The organism is Nocardia sp. NPDC055053, assembly GCF_053608285.1.
On the sequence record NZ_JBSGVD010000055.1, the window covers coordinates 1 to 21,313 of the forward strand.

Genomic DNA, 21,313 nt, shown 5'->3' on the forward strand with positions numbered 1-21,313 from the left:
CCTTCAAGCAGATGCCGATGATCTTCCCGCGCCGCCAGGCGGGCGGGGAGCGGATGACCACCCAGCGGTCGATCTCGCAGACCAGACGGGCCCGCTCCCAATCGATCTCGCTCGTGTCGCCAGGAACGAGCTGTTCGCGGCGTTCGTGCAGGGCGGCCAGTTCGTGCGCGGCGCGCAGGACGGGATCGCCGTCGCCGGCGAAACCGCAGACCGCCTGCATCATCCGCGCACGGTCCGGCAGTACCGGTTCCTGTCCGGGTTCACCCGATGAACCGCCGTCCGCGTCCACTGTGCCGCACCGCCCTCGTCGTCCCGTATGTACCGCTTCCGAGAGACATTCGTCTCGGCCGGAGTTCCGGATAGGTCACGAAATAGCACCTCAACAGCGAAAACCGGCCGCGAACAGCAGTTCGCGGCCGGTCGAGATCACCTGTGCGCAGAAGTATTACAGGCTGCGGGCGATGATCTCCTTCATGATCTCGTTGGTGCCCGCGTAGATCAGCTGGACCCGGTTGTCGACCCACATGCGCGCGATCGGGTACTCGTTCATGTAGCCGTAGCCGCCGAACAGCTGCAGGCAGGTATCGGCGATCTGCATCGCCTTGTCGGTGGTCCACCACTTCGCCATGGCGACGGTCGGGATGTCGAGCTCGCCGCGGAGGTGCTTCTCGATGCAGTCGTCGATGAACACGCGCGCGATGCGCGACTCGGTGGCGACCTCGGCCAGCTTGAACTTGGTGTTCTGGAAACCGAACACCGGGCGCCCGAACGCCTCGCGCTCCTTGGTGTAGCGCAGGGTGTGCTCGAGGGCGACCTCCATGCCCGCGACCGCGCCGTGCGCGACGATCAGGCGCTCCTGCGGCAGCTGCTGCATCAGCTGGATGAAGCCCTGGCCCTCCTGGGTTCCGAGCAGGTTGGTCACCGGGACACGCACGTCCTCGAAGAACAGCTCGGAGGTGTCCTGGCCCTTCTGGCCGATCTTGTCGAGCACGCGGCCGCGACGGAAACCCTCGCGGTCGGCCTCGACCAGCACCAGCGACACACCGGCGGCGCCCTGGGTGGGGTCGGTCTTGGCGACCAGGATGATCAGGTCGGCCTGTGCGCCGTTGGTGATGAAGGTCTTGGAGCCGTTGATGACGTACTCGTCACCGTCGCGGATCGCCTTGGCCTTGACGGCCTGCAGGTCCGAGCCGGTGCCGGGCTCGGTCATCGCGATGGCGCCGACGACCTCGCCGCTGGCCATCTTGGGCAGCCACTGCTGCTTCTGCTCCTCGGTGCCGTAGGCGAGCAGGTAGTGCGCCACGATGCCGTTGTGCAGGCTGACGCCCCACGAGGTGTCGACGACGCGGGCCTGCTCCTCCATGAGCACGGCCTCGTGGGCGAAGGTGCCGCCACCGCCGCCGTACTCCTCCGGGATCGACAGACACAGCAGGCCCACTTCACCGGCCTTGTTCCACAGGTCGCGGTCCACGTGGTGCTGCTCGCGGTACTTGTCGATGTTCGGCGCGAGTTCCTTGGCCATGAAGGCGCGGGCGAGGTCGCGCAGGGCGTCCAGGTCCTCGTTCATCCAGCTGGACCGGTTGGCGGCCATCGAGTCTCCTTACGGCTCGGCACAGCACTGGCCCAGGGGTGACCAGTGGTTACAGACACAGTGTGGACCACTATTGGCGAGGTGGCAATAGTGGGTTCCGGAGCCTCGGGGCGGGGCCTCGGACCGGGTTCCGGCGGTCGAGGCCACGGGTCTTGACGGGGGCGCGAAGTTGGTGTCCGATTCGTGTTGCCCGCGAACCTTGTTCGGCAACTCTTGGGCACCGATGGTGTGAAAACCTTGGCTCGGAAGGCGGTCTGGGATTATCTTTCGAAGTTGGACTACCGGCCGGTATCGCCTGCGCGTGTCGCTCGCGGCGCGCCGAGAACGGGGAGCCGTGTCGGAGCATCGGTTTCGCACGGGCGGGTGTATGGACTATTAATGGCGTGTGCCGTTCACACGTGTGGTCACCCGTCTGCCTTCGCGATGCCGGGGCGGTGGTCGAGCATGACCGTCGATTCTCCCATCGAAGACGACGTCAGCCAGCTGGCCCAGCGGGTCGAACGGGCGCGTGGGCGCCTCGCCTACCAATTCGACCCCGCTCTGACCGACGCGCTGTCGGAAGACGAGCTGCGCGCGGAGCGGGAACTCGCCGAACGCATCCGTGAACAGGATCGCGAACAGCGCTGGAAGCACACCCAGGCGATGGCGCAGGCCTCCGACCGGGCCAGGAGCACCACCGAAGCAATCGAGAAGGCCGACATGCGAGATCTGCTGCTCGCCAGAAAGGCGATGGCCTCCCAGCGCCGCGAATCGAGTCCGCACGCGAAGCTGGCTTCGCTGTACCGGCACCGGTCGTGGTCACTCAAGGCACTGGCTGGTGTCGTCGGCGCGGGCATGCTGTGGTCCGCGGTGAACGTGCAGCAGAACATCGCGCCCGGCGGTCCGAGTGATCCGCTGTTCTGGTTCAGCTACCTGCTCGAGGCGATGATCAGCGTCTGCCTGATCATCATCATGGTCGGCACGAACAAGGTCGCCGAGTGGGGCGTCATCGACAACCGGCGCCAGGTCGCGCTGGCCGAGATGGCCCTGCTCGGGCTCACCGTCACCCTCAACACCTATCCCTACCTGCGCGACGGCCGCTGGTACGACGCCGCGGTGCACGCGGTCGCGCCCGTGATGATCGGTGTCGCGCTGCTCATCCACGACGCCGCCAGCGCCCGCTACGGCCTCGCCATCACCCGCGCGACCAGCCAGGTCAGGGACCTGCCCGACCCGGCCGAGAACCTGCTCGGCCGCGGGGCCACCGAGGGCGTCCGCCTGACCTACCAGCCGCCGATGACGGGTCAGGCCCGCGCCGAGGCGTTCGCCGCCGACCAGGCCGCCGTCACCGCGCCGGTCAGCCGGGAACCCGCGTGGACGCCCACCGAGCCGATCGGCAACGGCAAGCCCACCGAGAAGCGCAAGCGGTTCGGCGGCATCGGCAAGGCGTTGTCGGCGGAGAAGGCCTCGGCCAAGAAGGCAGCGCCGCAGCCGTCCGCCGCACCCGAGCCCGCCGCCGAGCCCGTCAAGTCCGAGCCGACCACGAAGTCCACCGACTCGGTTCCCGCCGCGCGCAAGAGCACCATCTCCGACATCGAGGCTCGCGTCGAAAAGGCTTTCGCCGAAGCCAACTTCGGCTACGAGGCGATCGAACCGGTCAATGTGTACGACACCGGGCAGTTCCGTATCGCCGAGAGCCTGGAGCAGGAGCTCAATGCCATGCGGGAGGCCCGCCGTCAGGCCCGCAAGGAGCGCGCGGGGTCCTGACCTCGGCGAACCGTGCCGCCGATTCGTGCTCTCCGAGCATGAGCCGGCGGCGTAGCCCGGTGGGTCAGCCGAACAGGCCGCCGCCGGTGCCTGCCTGCTGGCCGCCGCCGGTGCCGCCGATGAGGCCGCCCGGGGGCAGCTCCGAAGGCTGCACGATGACGAAGCCGCGGCCGGTGAACGACAGCGTGCTCGCCTCGCCGGTGCTGCGGCCCATCAGCCTGCCGAGGCCGAAGGAGTCGTTGCGCTTGATGCCGGTCTGCAGGCTCGACGACCAGGCGACGGCGGCGTTCGGGTCGGCGAAGGTGGCCTGGTCGACGGTGAGCACCACCGGGGAGCCGTGGGTGGTGATGGCGATGCGGCCGCGGCCGGTGAACACGCAGTTGAACAGGCCGGCGTTGGAGGCGTAGCCGGCGGCGCCCTGGACGCGGCCGATGTCGTAGCGCAGGGTGGAGTCGAACGCGAGGACGTTGGCGCCGTTGATGGTGAGGCCGTCGGTGCCGTCGAGATCGATGATGTGTACGTCGGCGGCGCTGTTGGCCAGGAACAGATCGCCGCGGCCGGTCACCTTCATCAGCGGCACGCCCTCGCCGGTGAGGTGCTGGCGGATCGCCCGGCCGATACCGCCGGAGCCGAGAGCCTGGAACTGCAGATCACCCTGGTAGGCCACCATCGAGCCGGCGCGGGCCATCACCTCACCGTTGAGGCCGACCTTGACCATCTTGCCGCCCTGTTTCTGGATACCGAGGCCGTTGACCTCGGCGTGCGAGGGATCGAACAGGTCGCTGTGCACGGGCTGGGCTCCTTGCTGGGATGCGTACGAAGGGTAGGGCTGCTGTCCGTAACCGGGCTGACCCGTGGGCGGCGGGAAGGCGGGGGCGCCTGCGGGCGGGTAGGGGTGAGCCGCAGGCTGCCCCGGTGGCGGAGCGAATTGATTTGGCGGCGGGGCGAATTGGCCGGACTGACCGGCGGGCATGGTCGGTTGGCCCGGCGGGTACACGGCGGTCGGCGCGGCACCGCTCTGCGCGGCAGGCGTTTCGGGTTCGTCGTCGAGGTTCACGCCGTACGCCGACGCGATGCCCGCCAGCCCGTCGTCGTAGCCCTGACCGATCGCCCGCACCTTCCACGCGCCGTTGCGGCGGTAGATCTCCACGCACACCACACCGCTCTCGGTGGTGAGCCCCGGGATCTGGAAAGTCAGTGCGGTGGAACCGGATCCGATGGTGGCGGTGAGCTGGCCGACCGAGGCGAAGGTGGCGGGCCCGCGGCCGTCGAGGCTGGCGGTGACGATGACCTTGTCCACGTCTGCGGGTAGCGCCGAGGTCCGTACGTCGACCACGTCCGGCCCGCCGTTGCCGTGGCGATACACCACACCCGGGCCGGTCGGCTGGTTGAAGAACACGAAGTCGTCGTCGGAGCGCACGACTCCGGCGCTGTTCAGCAACAGCGCCGAGACGTCGACCGAGACGGAGCTCGCCACGGTGACGGTCAGCTCGTCACCGGGCGCGGGCCGGTTCTCGCCGGGAGCCAGCGCGGTCACGCCACCACCTCCGTGGTCTGGGTGGTTTGTCCGATTCGCAATCGTTCCACGGCCTCGATAGTGCCGTGTGCGCCGCCGCAGCGCCAGCCGCCCCCGTCAGCGCGGTTGTTCCCGGTCGAGTGGGATTTCCAGGTGCACCGTCTGGAATCCGTCGTGGGGACCGCGCGCGTCGTGCACGATCCGCCCGACGGTGAGCCAGAATTCCAGCGCGCCGGGTGTCCGCGCGTCGGTGTGCAGGTACAGCTGCTCGAACGACGGCGTGGCACGTACATGCGCGACCGCCGCCTCGACCAGCCGGCTGGCCAGGCCGCGCCGGTGGTGTTCGGGCCGAACATACACCCGGAAAAGCTGCGCGGTGGTGGCGTCGGGATAGCGCTGCGCCAGCTCGGCCGGGTGCGGTGGGTGCGCTGGCCCCTGCGCCCGGATCGCCGTGGTCGCGACGATGGCGCCGTCGTGTTCGGCGACCCAGAGCCGGTTGCGCGGGTCACGCAGGTACACGGTGTCCGGGTCGATCACGTCCTGGTGGTATTCGGGCAGGTAGCCGATGCCGAACACCTGATAGAAGGTGTCGAGCATGACGCTGCGGGCACCGGACAGGTCCGCGGGTTCAGCGGGCCGGACGAGGTAGCCGGAACTGGTTGCCGTGGTCATCGCACCCCCGCCAGTTCCCGGTCGAGCACTTCCAGCCCCTCGACGGCGACCGGTCCCGGACCGGTGTAGCCGAAGGGCACCACGATGATCCGGTTGTCGCGGATCGCGCGCAGTCCGGCCAATTCGGGTCGCTGGCGCAGGGCGGCGCGAACCGACTCGGGCGTCTGATCGCCCTGGGTGAGCAGGATGATCACCTCCGGATCGCGGGCGATGAGGGTCTCGGCGCTGGCTTCGAAGTTGCGCTTGTCGATCCCGCCGTAGATGTTGTCCAGGCCGAGGATCTTCATCTGCGCGTCGACGGTGCTCTTGGCGCCGTAGGCCTTCAGCTGGGCGCCGTCGCGGGAGATGATCAGCGCCGCGGCGGGGGTGCGGGTGGCGGCCGCGGGATGCCGCTGGGTGACGGCGTCGACGCGTCGCCCCAGTGCGGCGACCTCCGCGTCGGCGGCGCTCGCGGTGCCGAAGAGCTTTCCGTAGAGCGCGATGTCGGCGAACACGTCCTCGAAGGTGCCCGCCGCGTCGCGACAGTAGCCGCGGGTGACGATCAGCGGAATGTTCACCTGGGCGAGGTCGTCGGGGGTCACCGAGAGACCTTCGACGCTCACCACCAGGTCGGGGGATCGGCTGATGATCTCCTCGCGCGCGAGTTCCGCGGTAGGCGCGGTGATTTCGATGTTCTGCAGCTCCTCGCCGTACTCGCCGGGGAACGACGCGGCTTCGAACGTGCGGGTGACGATGCGATCGGCGGCGCCCGCGGCGGCGATCAGCGGTGCGGCGATGGAGCCGACCGTGACGACGCGCTGCGGGGGACCGTTGAAGGTGACCTCGCGGCCGCAGCTGGAGATCGACATCGGGAAGCCTCCGTCGGCGGGCCCGGTGGCTGGTGCGGGCGTACCGCATCCGGTGACGACGGCGCTGGTGAGCAGCGCCAGAACGGGCAGTGTCGCGCGGCGCGACGGGATGACACCTGTGAACACGGTGATCGGTAGTCCTTTCGTGGAGCGAAGTATTCAGGAAGCGGTGGTGTGGAAGCGGCGGATCAGCACGAGGAGAAGTGGCGCGCCGACGGCCGCGGTGACGATGCCGATGGGCAGCTCGCGCGGCGCGAACACGGTGCGCGCCGCCACATCGGCGACGACCAGGAACAGCGCGCCGAGCAGTCCGCTGACCACCACCAGTTGCCGGTGCGTACCGCCCGCGCAGAGCCGGGCGACATGCGGCACGATCAGCCCGACGAATCCGATCGCTCCGGCGACGGCCACCACAGCGCCGACGGCCAGTGCCACGATCAGCAAGGCCAGCAACCGAATCCGGTTCGGGGCGATGCCGAGCGTGCGTGCGGTGTCGTCGCCGGCGGCGAGCGCGTCCAGTCGCGGAGCCATCAGCAGGACCGCGACGGTCGATGTCGCGACCACCGCCACCGTCGTCGCGACCGACGACCAGGCTGCGGGCGCGAGCGAGCCGAGCAGCCAGAACAGCACGGTCCGTGCGCCTTCAGGGCGATCGGAGGCGAAGATCAGAAAACTGGTGGCCGCGGAGAAGATGTAGCCGATGGTGACCCCGCCGAGCAGCAGCCGCAGTGAGGTGAGCTGGCCGTTGATCCGCGCGATGACGAACAGCAGCGCGGTGGCCGCCAGCGCGCCGGCGAACGCGCTCGCGGCCAGGGCGGTCGCGGTGGTCGCCGCGGTGATGCCGAACAGGAGGTACACCGCGGCCCCGGTCGAGGCGCCGGAGGTGACGCCGAGGATGTGCGGGTCGGCGAGCACATTGCGCACCACGGTCTGCAGCACCGCGCCGGTGATCGCCAGTGCCGCGCCGACGAGCGCGCCGAGCAGTACCCGCGGCACCCGCACCAGCCAGACGATGGAGTCCTGCGCGGCGGTCCAGTCGGCGGTCACCGGGTGCCCGATCGTGTGATGGCCGATGATCCGCGCGACGGTGCCCGGCGGCACCGCCACCGGTCCCAGCCCCGCGGCCACCAGCAGCGTCACCACGAGCGCGAGGCCGAATCCGCCGGCCAGTAGGGCAGCGCGGCCCCGGTGCCGGGCATGGTCGAGGTCGTCGACGATCGGTCCTGTCGTCAGGGTCTCGGTCATCGCGCGGCCGCCTCTCGCGTATCGGACGACGGCGAGCAAGCCCTCGGTTTGTCGGGTTCGTGGCCAGGGGATCCGGGTGGCCGCGCATCCGCTGATCGATCGGCGGCCTGGATCGTGGTCCCTGGGACCGCGGGTGCTGCCGTGTCCGCCGGGTCGTCAGCGGTCGGCACGCCGGGTTCGGCTGCCGGGCCGAAGAGCAGTTGGACCGCGCCGAAAGCTGTTGTCCGCCGGACCGGAATGGCGTAGACGGGCTCGAGGATTTCCGGCGTCAGTACCTCGGCAACGGTGCCCGCGGCGGCGACCCGGCCACCGTCGAGCAGGACGAGCCGGTCGCAGTAGCGGGCGGCCAGGTTCAGCTCGTGCAGGACCACGATGGTGGTGGTCGCGGTGAGGCCTCGGACGAGGCCGAGCAGTTCGTGCTGGTAGCGGATGTCGAGATGATTGGTCGGTTCGTCGAGCAGCAGATGGTCGGCCTGCTGGGCCAGCGCCCTGGCGATCAGGACGCGCTGACGTTCACCGCCGGACAGCGTGGCGAAACGGCGGTCGGCGAGTGCGCGTGCCCCGACGTGTTCGAGCGCGGCCGCGGCGGCGATCCGGTCGGCCCGCGAATATCCCTGGAACGCACCGACCCACGGTGACCTGCCGAGCAGCACCGTCTCGGCCACGGTGACCGGCGTATCCGGCGGGGCTTCCTGAGCGACGACGGCAAGCCGGCCCGCGAGCTCACGCCCGCGCAGCTGATCCACCGGCGTCTGGTCGATCACGACGGACCCACCCGCCGGGCGCAGAGCGCGATACATCAGCCGCAGCAGCGTGGACTTGCCCGACCCGTTGGGGCCGATCAGCCCGACCATGCTGCCGTGTTCGGCCCGAAAGGTGATGTCGTCGAGGGTGATTCGGCCGTCGTAGGTGAAACGGATCTGGTCGACGGTGATCATCGCGAATTGCTCTCTGCTCGGGTGGTCGGCGACGGGTGAATTCGGTCGCCGGCGTTGACGCGTTGCTCGATGTTGACTTCGGGCCGCCACGAGTGGTGCACCGTGACCGAGCGGGCGAAGGAATCGCTGATCTGTCGCGCGGCGACGATCTGCTCGCGCAGGCGCGGATCGTCGTCGGCCAGCAGGATGCCGGTGGTCGTGCCGCTGTGGGCGACGACGACACCGACCGCGCCGATCGACCGTGCCGCGCTGATCGTCGCGTCCAGATGTGGACGGTCCCGCAGCGCCGTGCTCAGCACCGCGCTGCGGGTGGCCACCGCACCGATCCCGGCGACATCGCCGCGCGCGATCGCGATACCGATTTCGCCCAGCAGCCGGTCGTATTCGCGTTTGTCCGCAGGGCCGAAACGCGGTCCGGTGCGGTTGAACTCGACAGTGTCGACCGACCCGCCCTCGTCGCCGGTGACGATCGTCAGTGCGGGCAGGGTGCCGAGCCGGGCGAGTAGCCGTACCTCACGGTGGAAGTAGGCGACGGTGCCCGGATACATGACACCGTCGGACGGTTCGATGGCGCGTAGGTCGCCCTCGAGTTCCCCGACGGGCACGGTGCGCCCCTCGGCGTCGGCGACCGCGCGAGCGGTGGCGACGAGATCGGCGGTAGAACTCGCCAGTCCCTTGCCTTCGGGCAGTTCGCTGTGCAGCGTCAGCCGTCCGCCGCGCAGCACACGGGACCGGGCCACCATGGCGCGCGCCAGGCGTAGCGCCTTCGACTTCCGTTCCGGGACAATGGTGACGCCGTCGCCTCCGGGTTCGAAGACGGCGACGGAACCGCGCCGGATCGGCAGAGTGACAAGGAAGTGCCGATCGCGGGCGGTGACGCCCTGGAGAAGCTCCCCGCAGCTGCCGTAGGCGCGGCCGACACCGATTCCGGACGGCATGAACTCAGCGGTCATCGGTATCAACGCTTTTCGTCACGGCATTCGGCGAACCGGGGCTGGTGCCGGCGGATCCAGGCACTCGCGCCGCTGGAGTCCTGGGATCGCCTTCTGCGTAGGTGGTTCCGGAATCGGCCGTGACCTGGCCGGGGCCGGGTAACACGTGTCTTCGGTGCAGTCGCAGGAGGGCGATCGCGGACAGCAGCCCCGCCGCGGCGCAGAGCAGCGCGGGGGGCCACGTCAGCGGCCCGCCCGACCGGTCGAGCACCGCACCGGTGACCGAGGTGGCCGCGACCGTGAAGACCCCGGACGCCAGGTAGAAGGCGCCGAAGTAGGTTCCGGTCAGGCGGTTTCCGGCGAAGCGGCCGATCGCCTCGTTGACGAACGGCTGGACCGCGGTCACCCCGATCGCGAGCAGGACCGCGGCCGCCACCACGGGGAAGACCCGGATCACCGTGCCCCCGATCGCGTTTCCCCCACCGACGAAGCTCGCCGCTGCTGGTGGCAGCAGAAACGAGACGCCCATGATCGCCATTCCGAGAGCCATCGCGGGCCCACGTTGCGGCCTGCGTGCCAGCACTGTGGTGACCCGCACCTGCAGCGCCACCACCGCGATCGTCTCCACCACGAACAGCGCTGCCACCGCGGCGGGACCGCGCCCGGGCCCCGCGCTGTCCTGCGCCTGCAGGGTGAACAGGAAATAGATCTGGCTCTGCAGCGCGAACATCGGCATCAGGGCGAGGGTGAACGCCCAGAACCGTCGGTCGGTGAACACTGTCGCGAAGTCGGCGCCGACCCCGCCGTCGTGCCGTGGCACCGGCCGGGCGGGCAGCAACAACCACTGCACCACCGCGAGTACCGCGAAGATCGTCGCCGCGACCACCGCGGACATCCGGAACCCGGCCGCGATCAGCACGGTGCCGACCACCGGCCCGATCGCCGACCCCGCATTGCCGAACACATTGAACAGCGCGAACGCCTGCGCCGACCGCGCCCCGCTGTCGCGGGCGATGAACGCGCGGACCGCCGGATTGAACAGCGCGCCGGCGAAACCCGTGAGCACCGAGGCCGCCAGCACCACCGGCAGCGACCCGCCGACGGCGAACAGCGCGAAGCCGAGCGCCCTGATCGCGAGGCCGATCATGATCACGCCACGGGCGCCGAGCCGGTCCGCCGCCGAGCCGCCGACCAGGAACAGACCCTGCTGGCTGAGATTGCGTACTCCGAGCACTACCCCGACGACGGCTGCCGAGAGCGCGAGATCACCGAGCAGATACTCGGCCAGAAACGGCACCAGCAGGTAGAAACCGATGTGGCCGACAAGGTGATTCACCAGTAGCAACCGCACGGCTCCCGGCAGCGTGCGGAACGTGGCGATGCCGCTCATCGGGCGCCGCCGGCGGTCGCCCCTGTGCTCCGGGTCATGCCGTCACCTCCGCGGCGGGGTCGCGCACGACCGAACATCGGGCCCAGTCGCGCGCCTCGGCGCTGTCCGGGGTCGCGATCGTGGTCGGCGCGGTGGCGGGCGTGCCGAGCAGTTCGTTGGCCCGGCACCAGTCGTCGTCGTAGATGGTGCGCAGGTAGCGGTGGGGTCCGTCCGGGAACACCGTCAGCACCCGGGATCTGGGCTCGCGCTCGGCCACCCAGTCCGCGACCAGCGCGGCAGCGCCCGTGCTCCAGCCGCCCGCGATACCGGTCGCGGCCGCCAGCCGCCGACAGGACGCGACCGTCTCGGTCGCACCCACCCAGTGCACCTCGTCGAAATCGGCGTAGGCCACATTGCGGGGCAGAATGCTGCTGCCGAGGCCGCGCATGAGCCTGCGCCGGTCGGGCTGGCCGAAGATCCGGGAACCGACCGCGTCGACACCGATCACCCGCAGCCGTGGCCAACGGGTGCGCAGCACGCGGGTGAGGCCGGCACAGTGCCCGCCGGATCCGATCGAGGCGACCAGCACGTCGACGGCGTCGACCTGGTCGAGGATCTCCTCGGCCATCGCGCGATAGCCGCCCGCGTTGTCGGGGTTGTCGTATTGGTCGGGCCAGTACGCACCCGGCGTCGCGGTGAGCAGTTCGGCGAGCCGATCCAGCCTGGCCCGCTGCCAGCCGCCCGTGGGATGCGGTTCGGTGACGACGTCGAGCGCGACGTCGAACGCCGAGAACAACGAGCGCAGATCGGGTTCCAACTCGTCGTCGACCACGAGCAGCACGGGATGCCCGAGTGCCTTGCCCGCCAGCGCCAACCCCAAGCCGAGGGTGCCGCTGGTGGATTCGATGATCGTCGCGCCCGGTGCGAGCTCGCCTCTGTCCGCGGCGGCGCGCAGCATCGACACGGCGGCGCGCGACTTCATCCCCGCGATGCTCGCGGCTTCGAGTTTGGCTGTGTACCAGCTCTTTCCGGTGTAGATCGGCACCGAAGGGGTGCCGCCGATCAACTGCAGGAGGGCGGGCTGCGGCGTGGTCATGACAGCTCTCGGTAGCTGACGACGGTACTGGGACCGCCGTCGAGGGAGAAGAACGGGTAGGGCTCGGCCGAGATCGCGTGCACGCCGGCGCCGAGGAACCACGGCAGGATGGCACTGCCGGTCTGGGCGAACAGGACCAGGGGGACATCGTGCGCGGTGGCGGTGGCGCGTAGCGCGTCGAAACTGCCGTTGCCCAAGGTCATTCCGGTGACAAGCAGGGCGTCATAGCCCGCTGGTGCCGCCGCGACGGACTCGTACACCTGCTCGCCCCACTCGGTGACGCCACCGGCGAGGTCACAGGGCAGGTACTCGATCTCGCGCGCTCGCAGTTCGGCGAGCAGCGAGCCGACCACTCCGACGACCAGCACGGTGCCGACTCCAGCGGGCACCAGGTCGACCACGGCGGCGGCCCGGCGGCGTGACTTCGCCAGCGAGGTCGGCCCCTCGATCACCACGGGCTCGCCCGTCGCTCCGCCCGCGGACGGATGCGGCCGGACGTGCATCAGGTAGGCGTCCAGCGCGGCGATCCCGACCTCCGAACGCGGATGCTCGAGCAGTTCGGCGATCGAGGCGGCGACACAGTCGTCGACGAGATCGTCGCTGGCCGTTCCCGGTTCGAGTCCGCACGAACCGACGGCCGCGCCGAGCCGAATGCTGAGTATCTCGTTGCGGTAGCTCCGGTTCCGGCCCGCGTGCCGGGTGCCGTAGATCGTGCGGAACGCGGTCGAGGCGCGCAAGGACGCCGGGTCCGGCCCGAGCCGGCCCGACCGCGCCCACTCGGTGAGCTCGGCGACCGAGGTGGGACAGGCGGAGACGGTCATGCCGCACCGCCGGGCGCGACGAGGTCGAAGCGCAGGTCCGTGATCAGCTTCTGCGCCAGCTCGCCCGCGGTGCCTGGCGTCACGTCGGCGACCATGACATGGCCGAGATAGCTGTTGTTGTCGGTCGCCGGACACACCCGAGTGCCGGGTGCGGACAGGGTGGACTCCACGATTCTGGGGTCGTCGGCCCAGTGCGCCGCGCCGTCGACGCTGGTGAGCACACCGGTCTCGGTGGGCACCGCGAAGGCGACGGCCGCGCTCGCGATGCCGGTCCGGCGTGGTGTCAGGTCGGGGGTGCCGCCCGCGGCGACCTCGGCATATGTTGCGGCCAAATCGATTCCGGTGACGCGCCGGACGAGTTCGGTGATCCGGTTCCCGGCGGGGCGCGGGTTCACCTCGATCAGCCGCGGGCCCCGCGGGCCCAGTTTGATCTCGGTGTGCGCGACGGTCGCGTCCAGGCGCAGGGCCGCGACGGCCGCCAGCGCGAGTTCGGCGACGGCGTCGGTGTCGGTGCCCGACAGCGCGGCGGGAAACATGTGGCCCGACTCGATGAACGAGGGCGCGCCGGTGAGCTGCTTGTCGGTCACGCCGATCACCGTTGTGTGCCCGCCGACGGTCACCGTCTCCACGCTGAATTCCGGTCCGTCCACGCACTCCTCGAGCAGGACCAGGGGTGAGCGGCGCTGTCCGCGCGCGTTCACCGGGAACCCGGCGATCCGGCCCACCGCGATGCGCAACTCGGCCTCGTTCCCGACTCGGCGGACGAACATCCCGCCGCACAGATCGACCGGCTTCACCACCAGCGGATAGCCGAGTCCGGCTGCGGCGCCGGCGATCTCGTCCCAGTCCTCGGCGACGGTGAAGGCGGGGCCGGCCACACCGGCAGCCCGGCAGATCTCCCTGGTCCGGTGCTTGTCGCAGGCATCGGCGACCGCGGCGCGACCTGGGCCGGGCAGGCCGAGGTCGGCGGCGATCGCGGCGACCGTCGGCAGGTAGTAGTCGCACGAGGTGAGTACGCCGTCGAAGCCGAAGACCTCGTGCAGCCTGCGCACGTACGGCAGCAGCGTTGCCTCGTCGTTGGTCTCCGCGGTGAAGACGTTGTCCGCGCCGAGCAGCGGGTGTGGCGAGGGCGTTCCGGCCCGCAGGTAGTGCCCGAGATCCCTGGTCAGAAAGCTGAATCTGTGTCCGGTGTCCTTGATTCCCGTCGGCAGCAGGGTGCTCATCGAGCCGACCCAACTCTCCACCATCAGCAGATGTCCCACGTAGCCTCCCAGCCTCGAGCAAGGTGCTAATGATAACCATTATCGTTACTGTTGCGATAGTCGAGCGCTCGCCCGACCGGAGACAAACGAGGAAAACCGCATGTTGATGAGGAAAATTGTTGTGCCCGCCGTGTTTTCGCTGGCGGCCCTGACGGTGTCCGCGGGGACGGTGCACGCCGAGCCGGTGGATCAGCCGATCGGCTTCACCGCGCATGCCACCGAGACGGCGTCGATCATCGAGGTCGACGCGGGAGCGCTGGTCGTCGAGAACGGGGCGCTGCAGGTGCGCGACGGTGCGGGCGCGGTGGTGGCCGCCACCCCGCTGACCTTCACCGTCGACGACTTCCAGTTCCCCATCGCGGCCGAGATCACCGGCCGCACAGCTACGCTCACGCCGCAGCTGTCGATGGACAAAGCGGTGTACAAACCGGTCGCGCTGCCGTTCGAGGACAAGGCGCCGTGGAAGTCGGAGTACGACCGTGAGCAGGCCGCGTGGTCGCGGATGACCAGCACCATCTCCCTCGGCGCCGCGGTCGGCACCCTGGTCGGCGGTCTCGGCGGCGCGGCGGTCGGCTGCGTGCTCGGCGGCATCGTGGGTACCACGGTGGCCGCGGCCACGATCGTCGGCCTGTTCGGCCCGTTCCTGCCCGCCGCCGCGGTCGGGTGCATCGGTGGCATCCTCGCCGTCGGCGCGCTCGGGACGCTGGCAGGGCAGATCCTGGTGACGGCGCCGGTCGCTGCCGGCGCGGCCATCCAGTACTTCACCACGATCAATGCCCCGTTCCCGGCGAAATGATCTGATCAGGTAGCGACCGCCCGCCCGTCTCGTGGACATCGGGACGGGCGGGCCGCCGTCAGCCCTCGCCCGGCCGATCGGCGCTCGCGCGCTCGCGCAGCACGACGGGGATGGTCGCCAAGGCCAAGGCGGCCCCGAGCCACGGCACCGCGGTGATCTGCGCCCCGGAGCTCAGTACGACACCGGCGACGACGGGAACGAGACCGATGCCCAGCTGGAACGCCGACACCGTGGTCGCGCCTGCCAGCGTGGGCGCACCCGCGGCGATGGTGAACACGCGACCGTAGATCGCGGGGTTGAGCACGAACCCGGCAATGCCGAGCAGCAAGACCAGCGCGACGACGGCCACCACGTGATCGGCGAACACCGCGATCAGCGTCGAACACAGCGCGATCCCGGCCGACCCCGCGATCAGCGCGAGGTACGGCCGCCGGTCGGCGATCCGGCCACCGATCGCCAAGCCGATGTACGCGCCGACACCGAACAGCACCAGGATCGGGGCGAGCCAGACGTCGGGAATCCCGGTGACGGTGGTCAGCAGTTCGGCGAGGTAGTTGAACGTGATCATGTAGGCCGCCGTACTGAGCAGCGTGGCGGCGAGGACGAGCCACAGCCGCGGCTGCCGCAGCGCGGCGAACTCACGATCGAGACGGGGCTCCTCGCCCGCGGTGGTCGGCGGCATCATCACCGCGACAGCGGCCGCGGCCAGAACGGTGAGAACGACCACCAGCCAGAAGCCGCCCTGCCACCCGGTGCGGTAACCGAGGAATGTCCCGGCGGGTCCGCCGAGAATCATCGCCAGGCTGAGGCCGCTGATCACCACGCCCGACGCGCGGGCCGCACGGTCGCCGGGCACCAGGCCGACCGCCGTCACCGCCGCGACCGCGAAGAACCCCGCGTAGGCCAGGCCCGCCACGAAGCGGGTGACCAGCAGCGCGCCGTAACTGCCGATGATCAGCCCTACCGCGATGGACGCGGCGAAGACCAACTGGGTCACCACCAGCGCGGTTCGCCGCGGCCAATGCAGGCTGACCACCGCGAACGGCGGCCCGCCGAGGACGACACCGATCGCGAACGCGGTGATCAGCCCACCGATGGTGGCCAGGCTGACCTCGATATCGGCGGCGACCGCGGGCAGTACCCCGGCGAGGAGGAACTCCGCGCTCCCCATGGCGAACAGGCTGAAGGCCAGCAGATATACCCCGGCGGGGAGGAAGCGTTCCCGGCTGGGCGGCGGCGATGTCGACGTTGAACTCATAACTCGCAGCGTGCTTTTCGCCCCCCGGAACGGCAACGAATCGTTGCCGGAACTGGAACGCTCACGTTGACTGGACCGGTGCCGAACCATCCCGCCATCGACGCGACCCTCGGCCAGGTCGGCGTCCGCATCCGGCGACTCCGGGAAAGCAAGGGGCTCTCGCTCGCCGACCTGAGCAGGCTCACCGAGATCTCCAAGAGCACCCTGTCCCGGCTCGAATCCGGCCAGCGCAAGCCGAGTCTGGAGTTGCTGCTGCCGATCGCGGCCGCCCTTGCGGTGCCGATCGACGAGATCGTGGCCGCGCCCCGCATCCTCGACCCGCGGCTGCCGCAGAAGCCGCGGCTCACCGGCGGCCGCGTCATCGTGCCGCTGTCGAAGACGCAGGGCGAACCGAAGGCCTACAAGCTGATCATCCCCGAGACCGAGTCCGAGCCGTTCCCGCGCACGCACACCGGCTACGAATGGCTCTACGTACTCAGCGGGCGGCTGCGTCTGGTCCTCGGCGACTACGACGTCGTCCTCGGGCCGGGTGAGGTCGCCGAGTTCGACACCTTGCACCCGCACTGGTTCGGGTCCACCGGTCGCGGCAGTGTCGAAGTGCTCAGTCTCTTCGGTGGGCAGGGCGAGCGAATCCACATCAAGGCCAGGTCCGCCCCGGCCGGACTCTAAGGGTTTCTCGAGGAAACCTCGCAGCGCCGCACAGGGCCATCAGATCGCATTACGCTGCGGATATGAGCACTCCCGTCCATGGATTCACCGACGACGCACTCGGCACGCTGGACGCCGTCGGCGTCGCCGCGGCGCTGCGCGCGGGGGAGGTGAGCCGGGCCGAGGTGCTCGCGGCCGCTGTCGCGCGGACCCGCCGGGTCGACCCGAGCCTGGACGCGGTGCAGCTGAGTTGCTTCGAGCGGGCCTCGGCGACGCCGGAGACCGCGGGAGTGTTCGCCGGTGTGCCCGCGTTCGTCAAGGACAACACCGATATCGCCGGGCTGCCCAGCTGCCACGGTTCGGCGGCGTTCACGCCGCGCCCCGCCACCGCGACCGGCGGTCCCGGCGCGCAGTTCCTGCATTCGGGCGTGGTCGTGATCGGCAAGTCGACGCTGCCGGAGTTCGGGCTCACCGCCAGCACCGAGTTCACCGATCGCGCGCCGACCCGCAATCCGTGGAATCCGGAGTATTCGGCGGGCGCGTCCTCGGGTGGCTCGGCGGCGCTGGTCGCGGCCGGGGTGGTGCCGATCGCGCACGCCAACGACGGCGGCGGCTCGATCCGGATTCCGGCCGCGGCCAACGGCCTGGTCGGGTTGAAGCCGACCCGCAACCGGCTGCTCGACCAGCCGGGCGCCCGTCAGCTGCCGGTGCACCTGGTCACCGAGGGCGTGCTGACCCGGTCGGTGCGCGATACCGCGCACTACCTGGCCGCCGTCGAGCAGTTCGGCGCGAATCCGAAGCTGGCGCCGATCGGCCTGGTCGAGGGGCCGAGCGCGCGGCGGTTACGGATCGGGCTGATCACCGAGGATGTCCTCGGCCGCCCGGTGCACCCCGACAACGCGGCCGTGCTGGCCTCGGCCGCAACGATTCTCGCGGGCCTCGGTCATGAGGTCGTCGAGATGCGCCTTGACGTGGACCCGCGGTTCATCGAGGACTTCAAGCGGTACTGGGCGGTGATGGCCGCGGCGATGACGCTGTCGTTCCGGGTGGGCCATCGCGACCATTTCGACTCGAGCAAGCTCGACCCGTTCACCAAGGGCCTGATCGGGCTGGCCGCGCGCAATCCGCTCGCCGCGGCCGCGTCCGCGTGGCGGTTGCGGTCGGGAACGGCCACCTATGACAAGCATTTCGCCGACGTCGATGTGCTGCTCACCCCGGTGCTCTCGCATCCGGCGCCGCGGATCGGCGAGCTGGCGCCGGGCCAGCCGTTCGACGCGTTGTTCACGAAACTGGTCGACTACGTGGGTTTCACGCCGCTCAACAATGTGGGCGGCGGACCGGCGGTGTCACTGCCGCACGGTCTGCTGCCGCACGGCCTGCCCGGCTCGATCCAGCTCGCCGGGCGCCGCGGTGACGAACGGACCCTGCTCGACCTGGCCTACCAGCTGGAAGCGTCGAGCCCGTTCCCGCGCATCGTCGACCGCGCGGCCGCAGGCGCGGCCTGATCAGCCCTGGCGCACCGCGACATTGATCGGGCGCAGCCTGCCCGGGCTGGCGGTGCCCGCCTCGAATGCCCAGTGCTCGCCGTGCCAGTCGGGGAAGTCGGTGTGCCAGCGGCCGACCAGGCGCGGGTCCTCCAGCGAGGCGATGACGCCGGCCGAACCGGTGTACTGCAGGCGCTCGTACTTGTGCCGGGTGACGGTGTCGACCGTGGCGAGGGTGGCGAGAGAAGACATGGCGATCCTCCGGGATCGAGAAACGGTGGCTGACGTGACGAGGAGCTCCCGGGCCGATGGCCCGGATGCCGCGGTGGCGCGTCACCGCTCGAAGCCGAGTATGCCGCGCGTCGCGACACTACGCGCACTCTTTTGAAAATCCTGTACTTCGAATTAACGGATACTCGTCATCGGACGGTAAAGATCACCAGGATGGGCGCACCCGGCCCGGCGTGACCACCCGGGCGATGGCATTGCGGACCTGGTTGAACGTCGCGGCGCCGAGCGCGTCGGTCCAGCGTGCGGCGAATGCGGCGGCCGCGGCGTCGGCGGCTCTGGTGCAGGCCCAGCCGCGTTCGGTGAGGGTGATCAGCCGGGCCCGCGCGTCGCGGGGATGTGGATTGCGGTCGGCGTAGCCCTTGCTGACCAGCTCGTCGACCAGCTGGCTGGCCGCCTGCTTGGTGACGCCGAGATGCTCGGCGATCTCGCCGACGGTTGCGCCGTCGGGCGCCATCCGGACGAAGGCGAAGCCGTGGGCCGGGCGCACATCGGCGAATCCCGCCGCGGCAACCCCGTCGTTGATCGCCTGGCTCACCTCGGCGGCCGCCGCCAGCAGCAACAGGGGTAGATCGCCTGCGGGCGGGGGGTTCTCGGGCACGGCAGCCATTCTGGCACTTGACAAGGTAGTCAAGCTACTTGACTATATGGACAAGCTAATTGACTTTCCCGAGGAGGCGCACATGCCGGTCATTTACTCCGTGGACGCTCAGGTCCACGAGATCCACAACGCCAGATTCACCTCGCTCATCCGCCCCGGCACCGGCAGTGCCGAACTCTGCGTCTGGCGGACCGAGGTCGCGCCCGATTCGGTGGGCGTGCCGCATCGGATCCTGGGGGAGGAGGCCTTCGTCCTGCTCTCGGGCGAGGTGACGATGACGATCGACGGCGAGCCGGCGCCGATGAAACCGGGCGACGCGGCCGTCGCGCCCGCCGGTTCGACGATCGCGCTCGCCAATGCGACCGCGGCGCCCGCGGTGCTGCTCGTCACGGTCCGGGTCGGCTTCTCCGCCGAGCTGCCCGACGGTTCCACCTTCGTTCCGCCCTGGGCATCCTGAACCGTCACCGCGTCTGTTCCTGCCGGTGAACTTGAAAGTTCGGTTGCCCTAACAATATAATTCTGGAATGAAGGTTGGGTTTTACCGGTCGCCCGGATCGTCGCGACGGGTTGTCGCGGCGTGTGTCCTGAGTGTCATGGCGTTCGCGCTCACCGCCTGCGGTGGTGTCGCGGCCGAGGACGACGGGAAGAAGGTCGTGCTCACCACCTTCACCGTGCTCGCGGATATGGCGCGCAATGTCACGGGGGATCATCTGCGGGTCGAGTCGATCACCAAGGTCGGCGCCGAGATCCACGGCTACGAGCCGACGCCCGGCGATATCAAGAAGGCGGCCAAGGCCGATCTGATCCTGGACAACGGGCTCAATCTGGAAGCCTGGTTCGCCCAGTTCGTCGCCGATCTCGACGTGCCGCACGCGGTCGTCAGCGAGGGCGTCACCCCGATGGACATCGGTGAGGACGCCTACCGGGGCAAGCCCAATCCGCATGCCTGGATGTCGCCGGTGAACGCGCAGATCTATGTCGACAACATGGTCCGCGCGTTCACCGACCTCGATCCCGAGCACGCCGAGGCCTACCGCGCCAACGGCGACGCCTACAAGACCCAGCTCGGCGCCGTCCGCGACGACCTGGTCGCCGCGGTGAACACCCTGCCCGCCGATCAGCGGGCCCTGGTGACCTGCGAGGGCGCGTTCTCCTACCTCGCCCGCGACACCGGTCTCACCGAGAAGTACATCTGGCCGGTCAACGCCGAACAACAGGCGACCCCGCAGCAGATCGGCTCGGCGATCGACTTCGTGCGCCAGCGCGGGGTGCCCGCGGTGTTCTGCGAGTCGACCGTCTCCGACGCGCCGATGCAGCGCGTGGTCGAAGCCACCGGCTCACGCTACGGCGGCACCCTCTACGTCGACTCGCTCTCGGAGGCCGACGGCCCGGTCCCGACCTATCTGCAGCTGATCCGCCATGATGCGAACATCATCGCCACCGCCCTCGCCGGAGCCCCGAAATGACCACCGCGCCCGTCGTCGAGATCCAGGACGTCACCGTCCATTACGGTGACGTGCTGGCGCTCGACAATGTCGAACTGACCCTGAAGTCCGGCCGGGTCTGCGGCCTGATCGGGATGAACGGCTCTGGCAAGTCGACGCTGTTCAAGACCGTCATGGGCCTGGTCACCCCCGACCGCGGCCGGGTACTCATCAACGGCAATCCGCCCGCCGCCGCGCGCAAGGCGGGCAGCCTCGGCTACGTGCCGCAATCGGAGGACGTGGACTGGAGCTTCCCGCTGTCGGTGCGCGATGTCGTGATGACGGGCCGCTACGGGAAGATGGGTTTCACCCGGCGGGCGAGCAAGGCCGATCGCGCCGCCGTCGCCGACGCGCTGGCCCGCGTCGATCTCACCGACCTCGCCGATCGCCAGATCGGCCAGCTCTCGGGCGGCCAGAAGAAGCGGACCTTCGTGGCGCGCGGCATCGCCCAGGAGGCGACGATCCTGCTGCTCGACGAGCCGTTCGCCGGCGTCGACAAGCGGTCGGAGGCGACCATCACCGCGCTGCTGCGCGAGCTCGCCGCCGACGGCGCGACCATTCTGGTCTCCACCCACGACCTGCACGCCCTCCCGCAACTGGCCGACGAGGCGGTACTGCTGAACCGCCGCGTGCTCGAGCACGGCGACCCGGATGTGGTGTTGCGGCCGGAAAACCTGGCCAAGGCCTTCGGGCTCGATGTGGACGAGTGAGGAAATGC

General features: G+C 69.8%; 21 protein-coding genes and 1 pseudogene. 7 read left to right on the forward strand and 15 right to left on the reverse strand.

Annotated features, from left to right (window positions below; translation table 11 throughout):
* A pseudogene (locus tag ACWF82_RS32075) lies at positions 1-223 on the reverse strand (hypothetical protein); the annotation flags it as partial.
* Positions 224-445: 222 nt separating this feature from the next.
* On the reverse strand, positions 446-1,591 hold the full coding sequence (locus ACWF82_RS32080; protein WP_452507322.1) for an acyl-CoA dehydrogenase family protein: 1,146 nt from the start codon (positions 1,589-1,591) through the stop codon (positions 446-448).
* A 444-nt stretch (positions 1,592-2,035) separates the two neighbouring features.
* Here ACWF82_RS32080 and ACWF82_RS32085 point away from each other — a divergent pair, with 444 nt between their 5' ends.
* On the forward strand, positions 2,036-3,337 hold the full coding sequence (locus ACWF82_RS32085) for a hypothetical protein (protein WP_452507324.1): 1,302 nt from the start codon (positions 2,036-2,038) through the stop codon (positions 3,335-3,337).
* A 64-nt stretch (positions 3,338-3,401) separates the two neighbouring features.
* Here the strand turns inward: ACWF82_RS32085 and ACWF82_RS32090 are convergent, their stop codons facing one another.
* The 10 genes from ACWF82_RS32090 to ACWF82_RS32135 all read right to left on the reverse strand — a co-directional run bounded on the left by ACWF82_RS32090 (position 3,402) and on the right by ACWF82_RS32135 (position 14,036).
* Entirely contained in the window at positions 3,402-4,874 is a 1,473-nt protein-coding gene (locus tag ACWF82_RS32090) for an AIM24 family protein (RefSeq protein ID WP_452507326.1), read from the reverse strand.
* Between the two features lie 96 nt (positions 4,875-4,970).
* Positions 4,971-5,525, reverse strand: coding sequence for a GNAT family N-acetyltransferase (locus tag ACWF82_RS32095; protein WP_452507328.1), 555 nt, complete (start codon positions 5,523-5,525; stop codon positions 4,971-4,973).
* Positions 5,522-6,499 carry an ABC transporter substrate-binding protein gene (locus ACWF82_RS32100; RefSeq protein ID WP_452507330.1) on the reverse strand — a complete coding sequence of 326 codons (978 nt, stop codon included), beginning with the start codon at positions 6,497-6,499 and terminating at the stop codon, positions 5,522-5,524. Before ACWF82_RS32100 ends, ACWF82_RS32095 begins: the two co-directional genes overlap by 4 nt.
* A gap of 33 nt (positions 6,500-6,532) precedes the next feature.
* A complete protein-coding gene (locus ACWF82_RS32105) occupies positions 6,533-7,618 on the reverse strand; it encodes a FecCD family ABC transporter permease (RefSeq protein ID WP_452507332.1) in 1,086 nt (361 codons plus the stop codon).
* Positions 7,615-8,556 carry an ABC transporter ATP-binding protein gene (locus ACWF82_RS32110; RefSeq protein ID WP_452507333.1) on the reverse strand — a complete coding sequence of 314 codons (942 nt, stop codon included), beginning with the start codon at positions 8,554-8,556 and terminating at the stop codon, positions 7,615-7,617. Before ACWF82_RS32110 ends, ACWF82_RS32105 begins: the two co-directional genes overlap by 4 nt.
* Positions 8,553-9,509: a GHMP family kinase ATP-binding protein gene (locus tag ACWF82_RS32115; protein ID WP_452507334.1), complete on the reverse strand. Its 957-nt coding sequence runs from the start codon at positions 9,507-9,509 to the stop codon at positions 8,553-8,555. Before ACWF82_RS32115 ends, ACWF82_RS32110 begins: the two co-directional genes overlap by 4 nt.
* A complete protein-coding gene (locus tag ACWF82_RS32120; RefSeq protein ID WP_452507335.1) occupies positions 9,499-10,878 on the reverse strand; it encodes an MFS transporter in 1,380 nt (459 codons plus the stop codon). Before ACWF82_RS32120 ends, ACWF82_RS32115 begins: the two co-directional genes overlap by 11 nt.
* A gap of 34 nt (positions 10,879-10,912) precedes the next feature.
* Complete coding sequence (locus ACWF82_RS32125) at positions 10,913-11,953, reverse strand: PLP-dependent cysteine synthase family protein (RefSeq protein WP_452507336.1); 1,041 nt, start codon at positions 11,951-11,953, stop codon at positions 10,913-10,915.
* Positions 11,950-12,774, reverse strand: coding sequence for a hypothetical protein (locus tag ACWF82_RS32130; RefSeq protein WP_452507337.1), 825 nt, complete (start codon positions 12,772-12,774; stop codon positions 11,950-11,952). The genes ACWF82_RS32125 and ACWF82_RS32130 overlap by 4 nt, the downstream gene beginning before the upstream one ends.
* Complete coding sequence (locus ACWF82_RS32135; RefSeq protein WP_452507338.1) at positions 12,771-14,036, reverse strand: ATP-grasp domain-containing protein; 1,266 nt, start codon at positions 14,034-14,036, stop codon at positions 12,771-12,773. The genes ACWF82_RS32130 and ACWF82_RS32135 overlap by 4 nt, the downstream gene beginning before the upstream one ends.
* A 100-nt stretch (positions 14,037-14,136) precedes the next feature.
* Between ACWF82_RS32135 and ACWF82_RS32140 the strand changes: the two genes are divergently transcribed.
* Positions 14,137-14,832, forward strand: coding sequence for a hypothetical protein (locus tag ACWF82_RS32140; RefSeq protein ID WP_452507339.1), 696 nt, complete (start codon positions 14,137-14,139; stop codon positions 14,830-14,832).
* A gap of 58 nt (positions 14,833-14,890) precedes the next feature.
* Here ACWF82_RS32140 and ACWF82_RS32145 read toward each other — a convergent pair whose 3' ends face one another.
* Positions 14,891-16,090, reverse strand: a complete 1,200-nt coding sequence (locus ACWF82_RS32145) for an MFS transporter (protein WP_452507340.1) — start codon at positions 16,088-16,090, stop codon at positions 14,891-14,893.
* A gap of 78 nt (positions 16,091-16,168) precedes the next feature.
* On the opposite strand from ACWF82_RS32145, the gene ACWF82_RS32150 reads away from it, so the two are divergent.
* Positions 16,169-16,759 (forward strand): helix-turn-helix domain-containing protein, encoded by a 591-nt coding sequence (locus ACWF82_RS32150; protein ID WP_452507341.1) that lies wholly within the window; start codon positions 16,169-16,171, stop codon positions 16,757-16,759.
* 62 nt (positions 16,760-16,821) lie between these two features.
* Positions 16,822-18,243 (forward strand): amidase, encoded by a 1,422-nt coding sequence (locus ACWF82_RS32155; RefSeq protein WP_452507342.1) that lies wholly within the window; start codon positions 16,822-16,824, stop codon positions 18,241-18,243.
* Here the strand turns inward: ACWF82_RS32155 and ACWF82_RS32160 are convergent, their stop codons facing one another.
* Both ACWF82_RS32160 and ACWF82_RS32165 read right to left on the reverse strand, forming a co-directional pair.
* A complete protein-coding gene (locus tag ACWF82_RS32160) occupies positions 18,244-18,474 on the reverse strand; it encodes a hypothetical protein (protein WP_379310493.1) in 231 nt (76 codons plus the stop codon).
* Between the two features lie 184 nt (positions 18,475-18,658).
* Positions 18,659-19,120 carry a MarR family winged helix-turn-helix transcriptional regulator gene (locus tag ACWF82_RS32165; protein WP_452507343.1) on the reverse strand — a complete coding sequence of 154 codons (462 nt, stop codon included), beginning with the start codon at positions 19,118-19,120 and terminating at the stop codon, positions 18,659-18,661.
* Between the two features lie 73 nt (positions 19,121-19,193).
* On the opposite strand from ACWF82_RS32165, the gene ACWF82_RS32170 reads away from it, so the two are divergent.
* The 3 genes from ACWF82_RS32170 (at position 19,194) to ACWF82_RS32180 (ending at position 21,305) form a co-directional block, all read left to right on the forward strand.
* The gene (locus ACWF82_RS32170) at positions 19,194-19,568 is read left to right on the forward strand and encodes a cupin domain-containing protein (protein ID WP_452507344.1); all 375 of its coding nucleotides are present in this window, start codon (positions 19,194-19,196) and stop codon (positions 19,566-19,568) included.
* A 67-nt stretch (positions 19,569-19,635) separates the two neighbouring features.
* On the forward strand, positions 19,636-20,577 hold the full coding sequence (locus ACWF82_RS32175) for a metal ABC transporter substrate-binding protein (protein WP_452507345.1): 942 nt from the start codon (positions 19,636-19,638) through the stop codon (positions 20,575-20,577).
* Complete coding sequence (locus ACWF82_RS32180; protein ID WP_452507346.1) at positions 20,574-21,305, forward strand: metal ABC transporter ATP-binding protein; 732 nt, start codon at positions 20,574-20,576, stop codon at positions 21,303-21,305. The genes ACWF82_RS32175 and ACWF82_RS32180 overlap by 4 nt, the downstream gene beginning before the upstream one ends.
* Positions 21,306-21,313 lie beyond the last annotated feature (8 nt).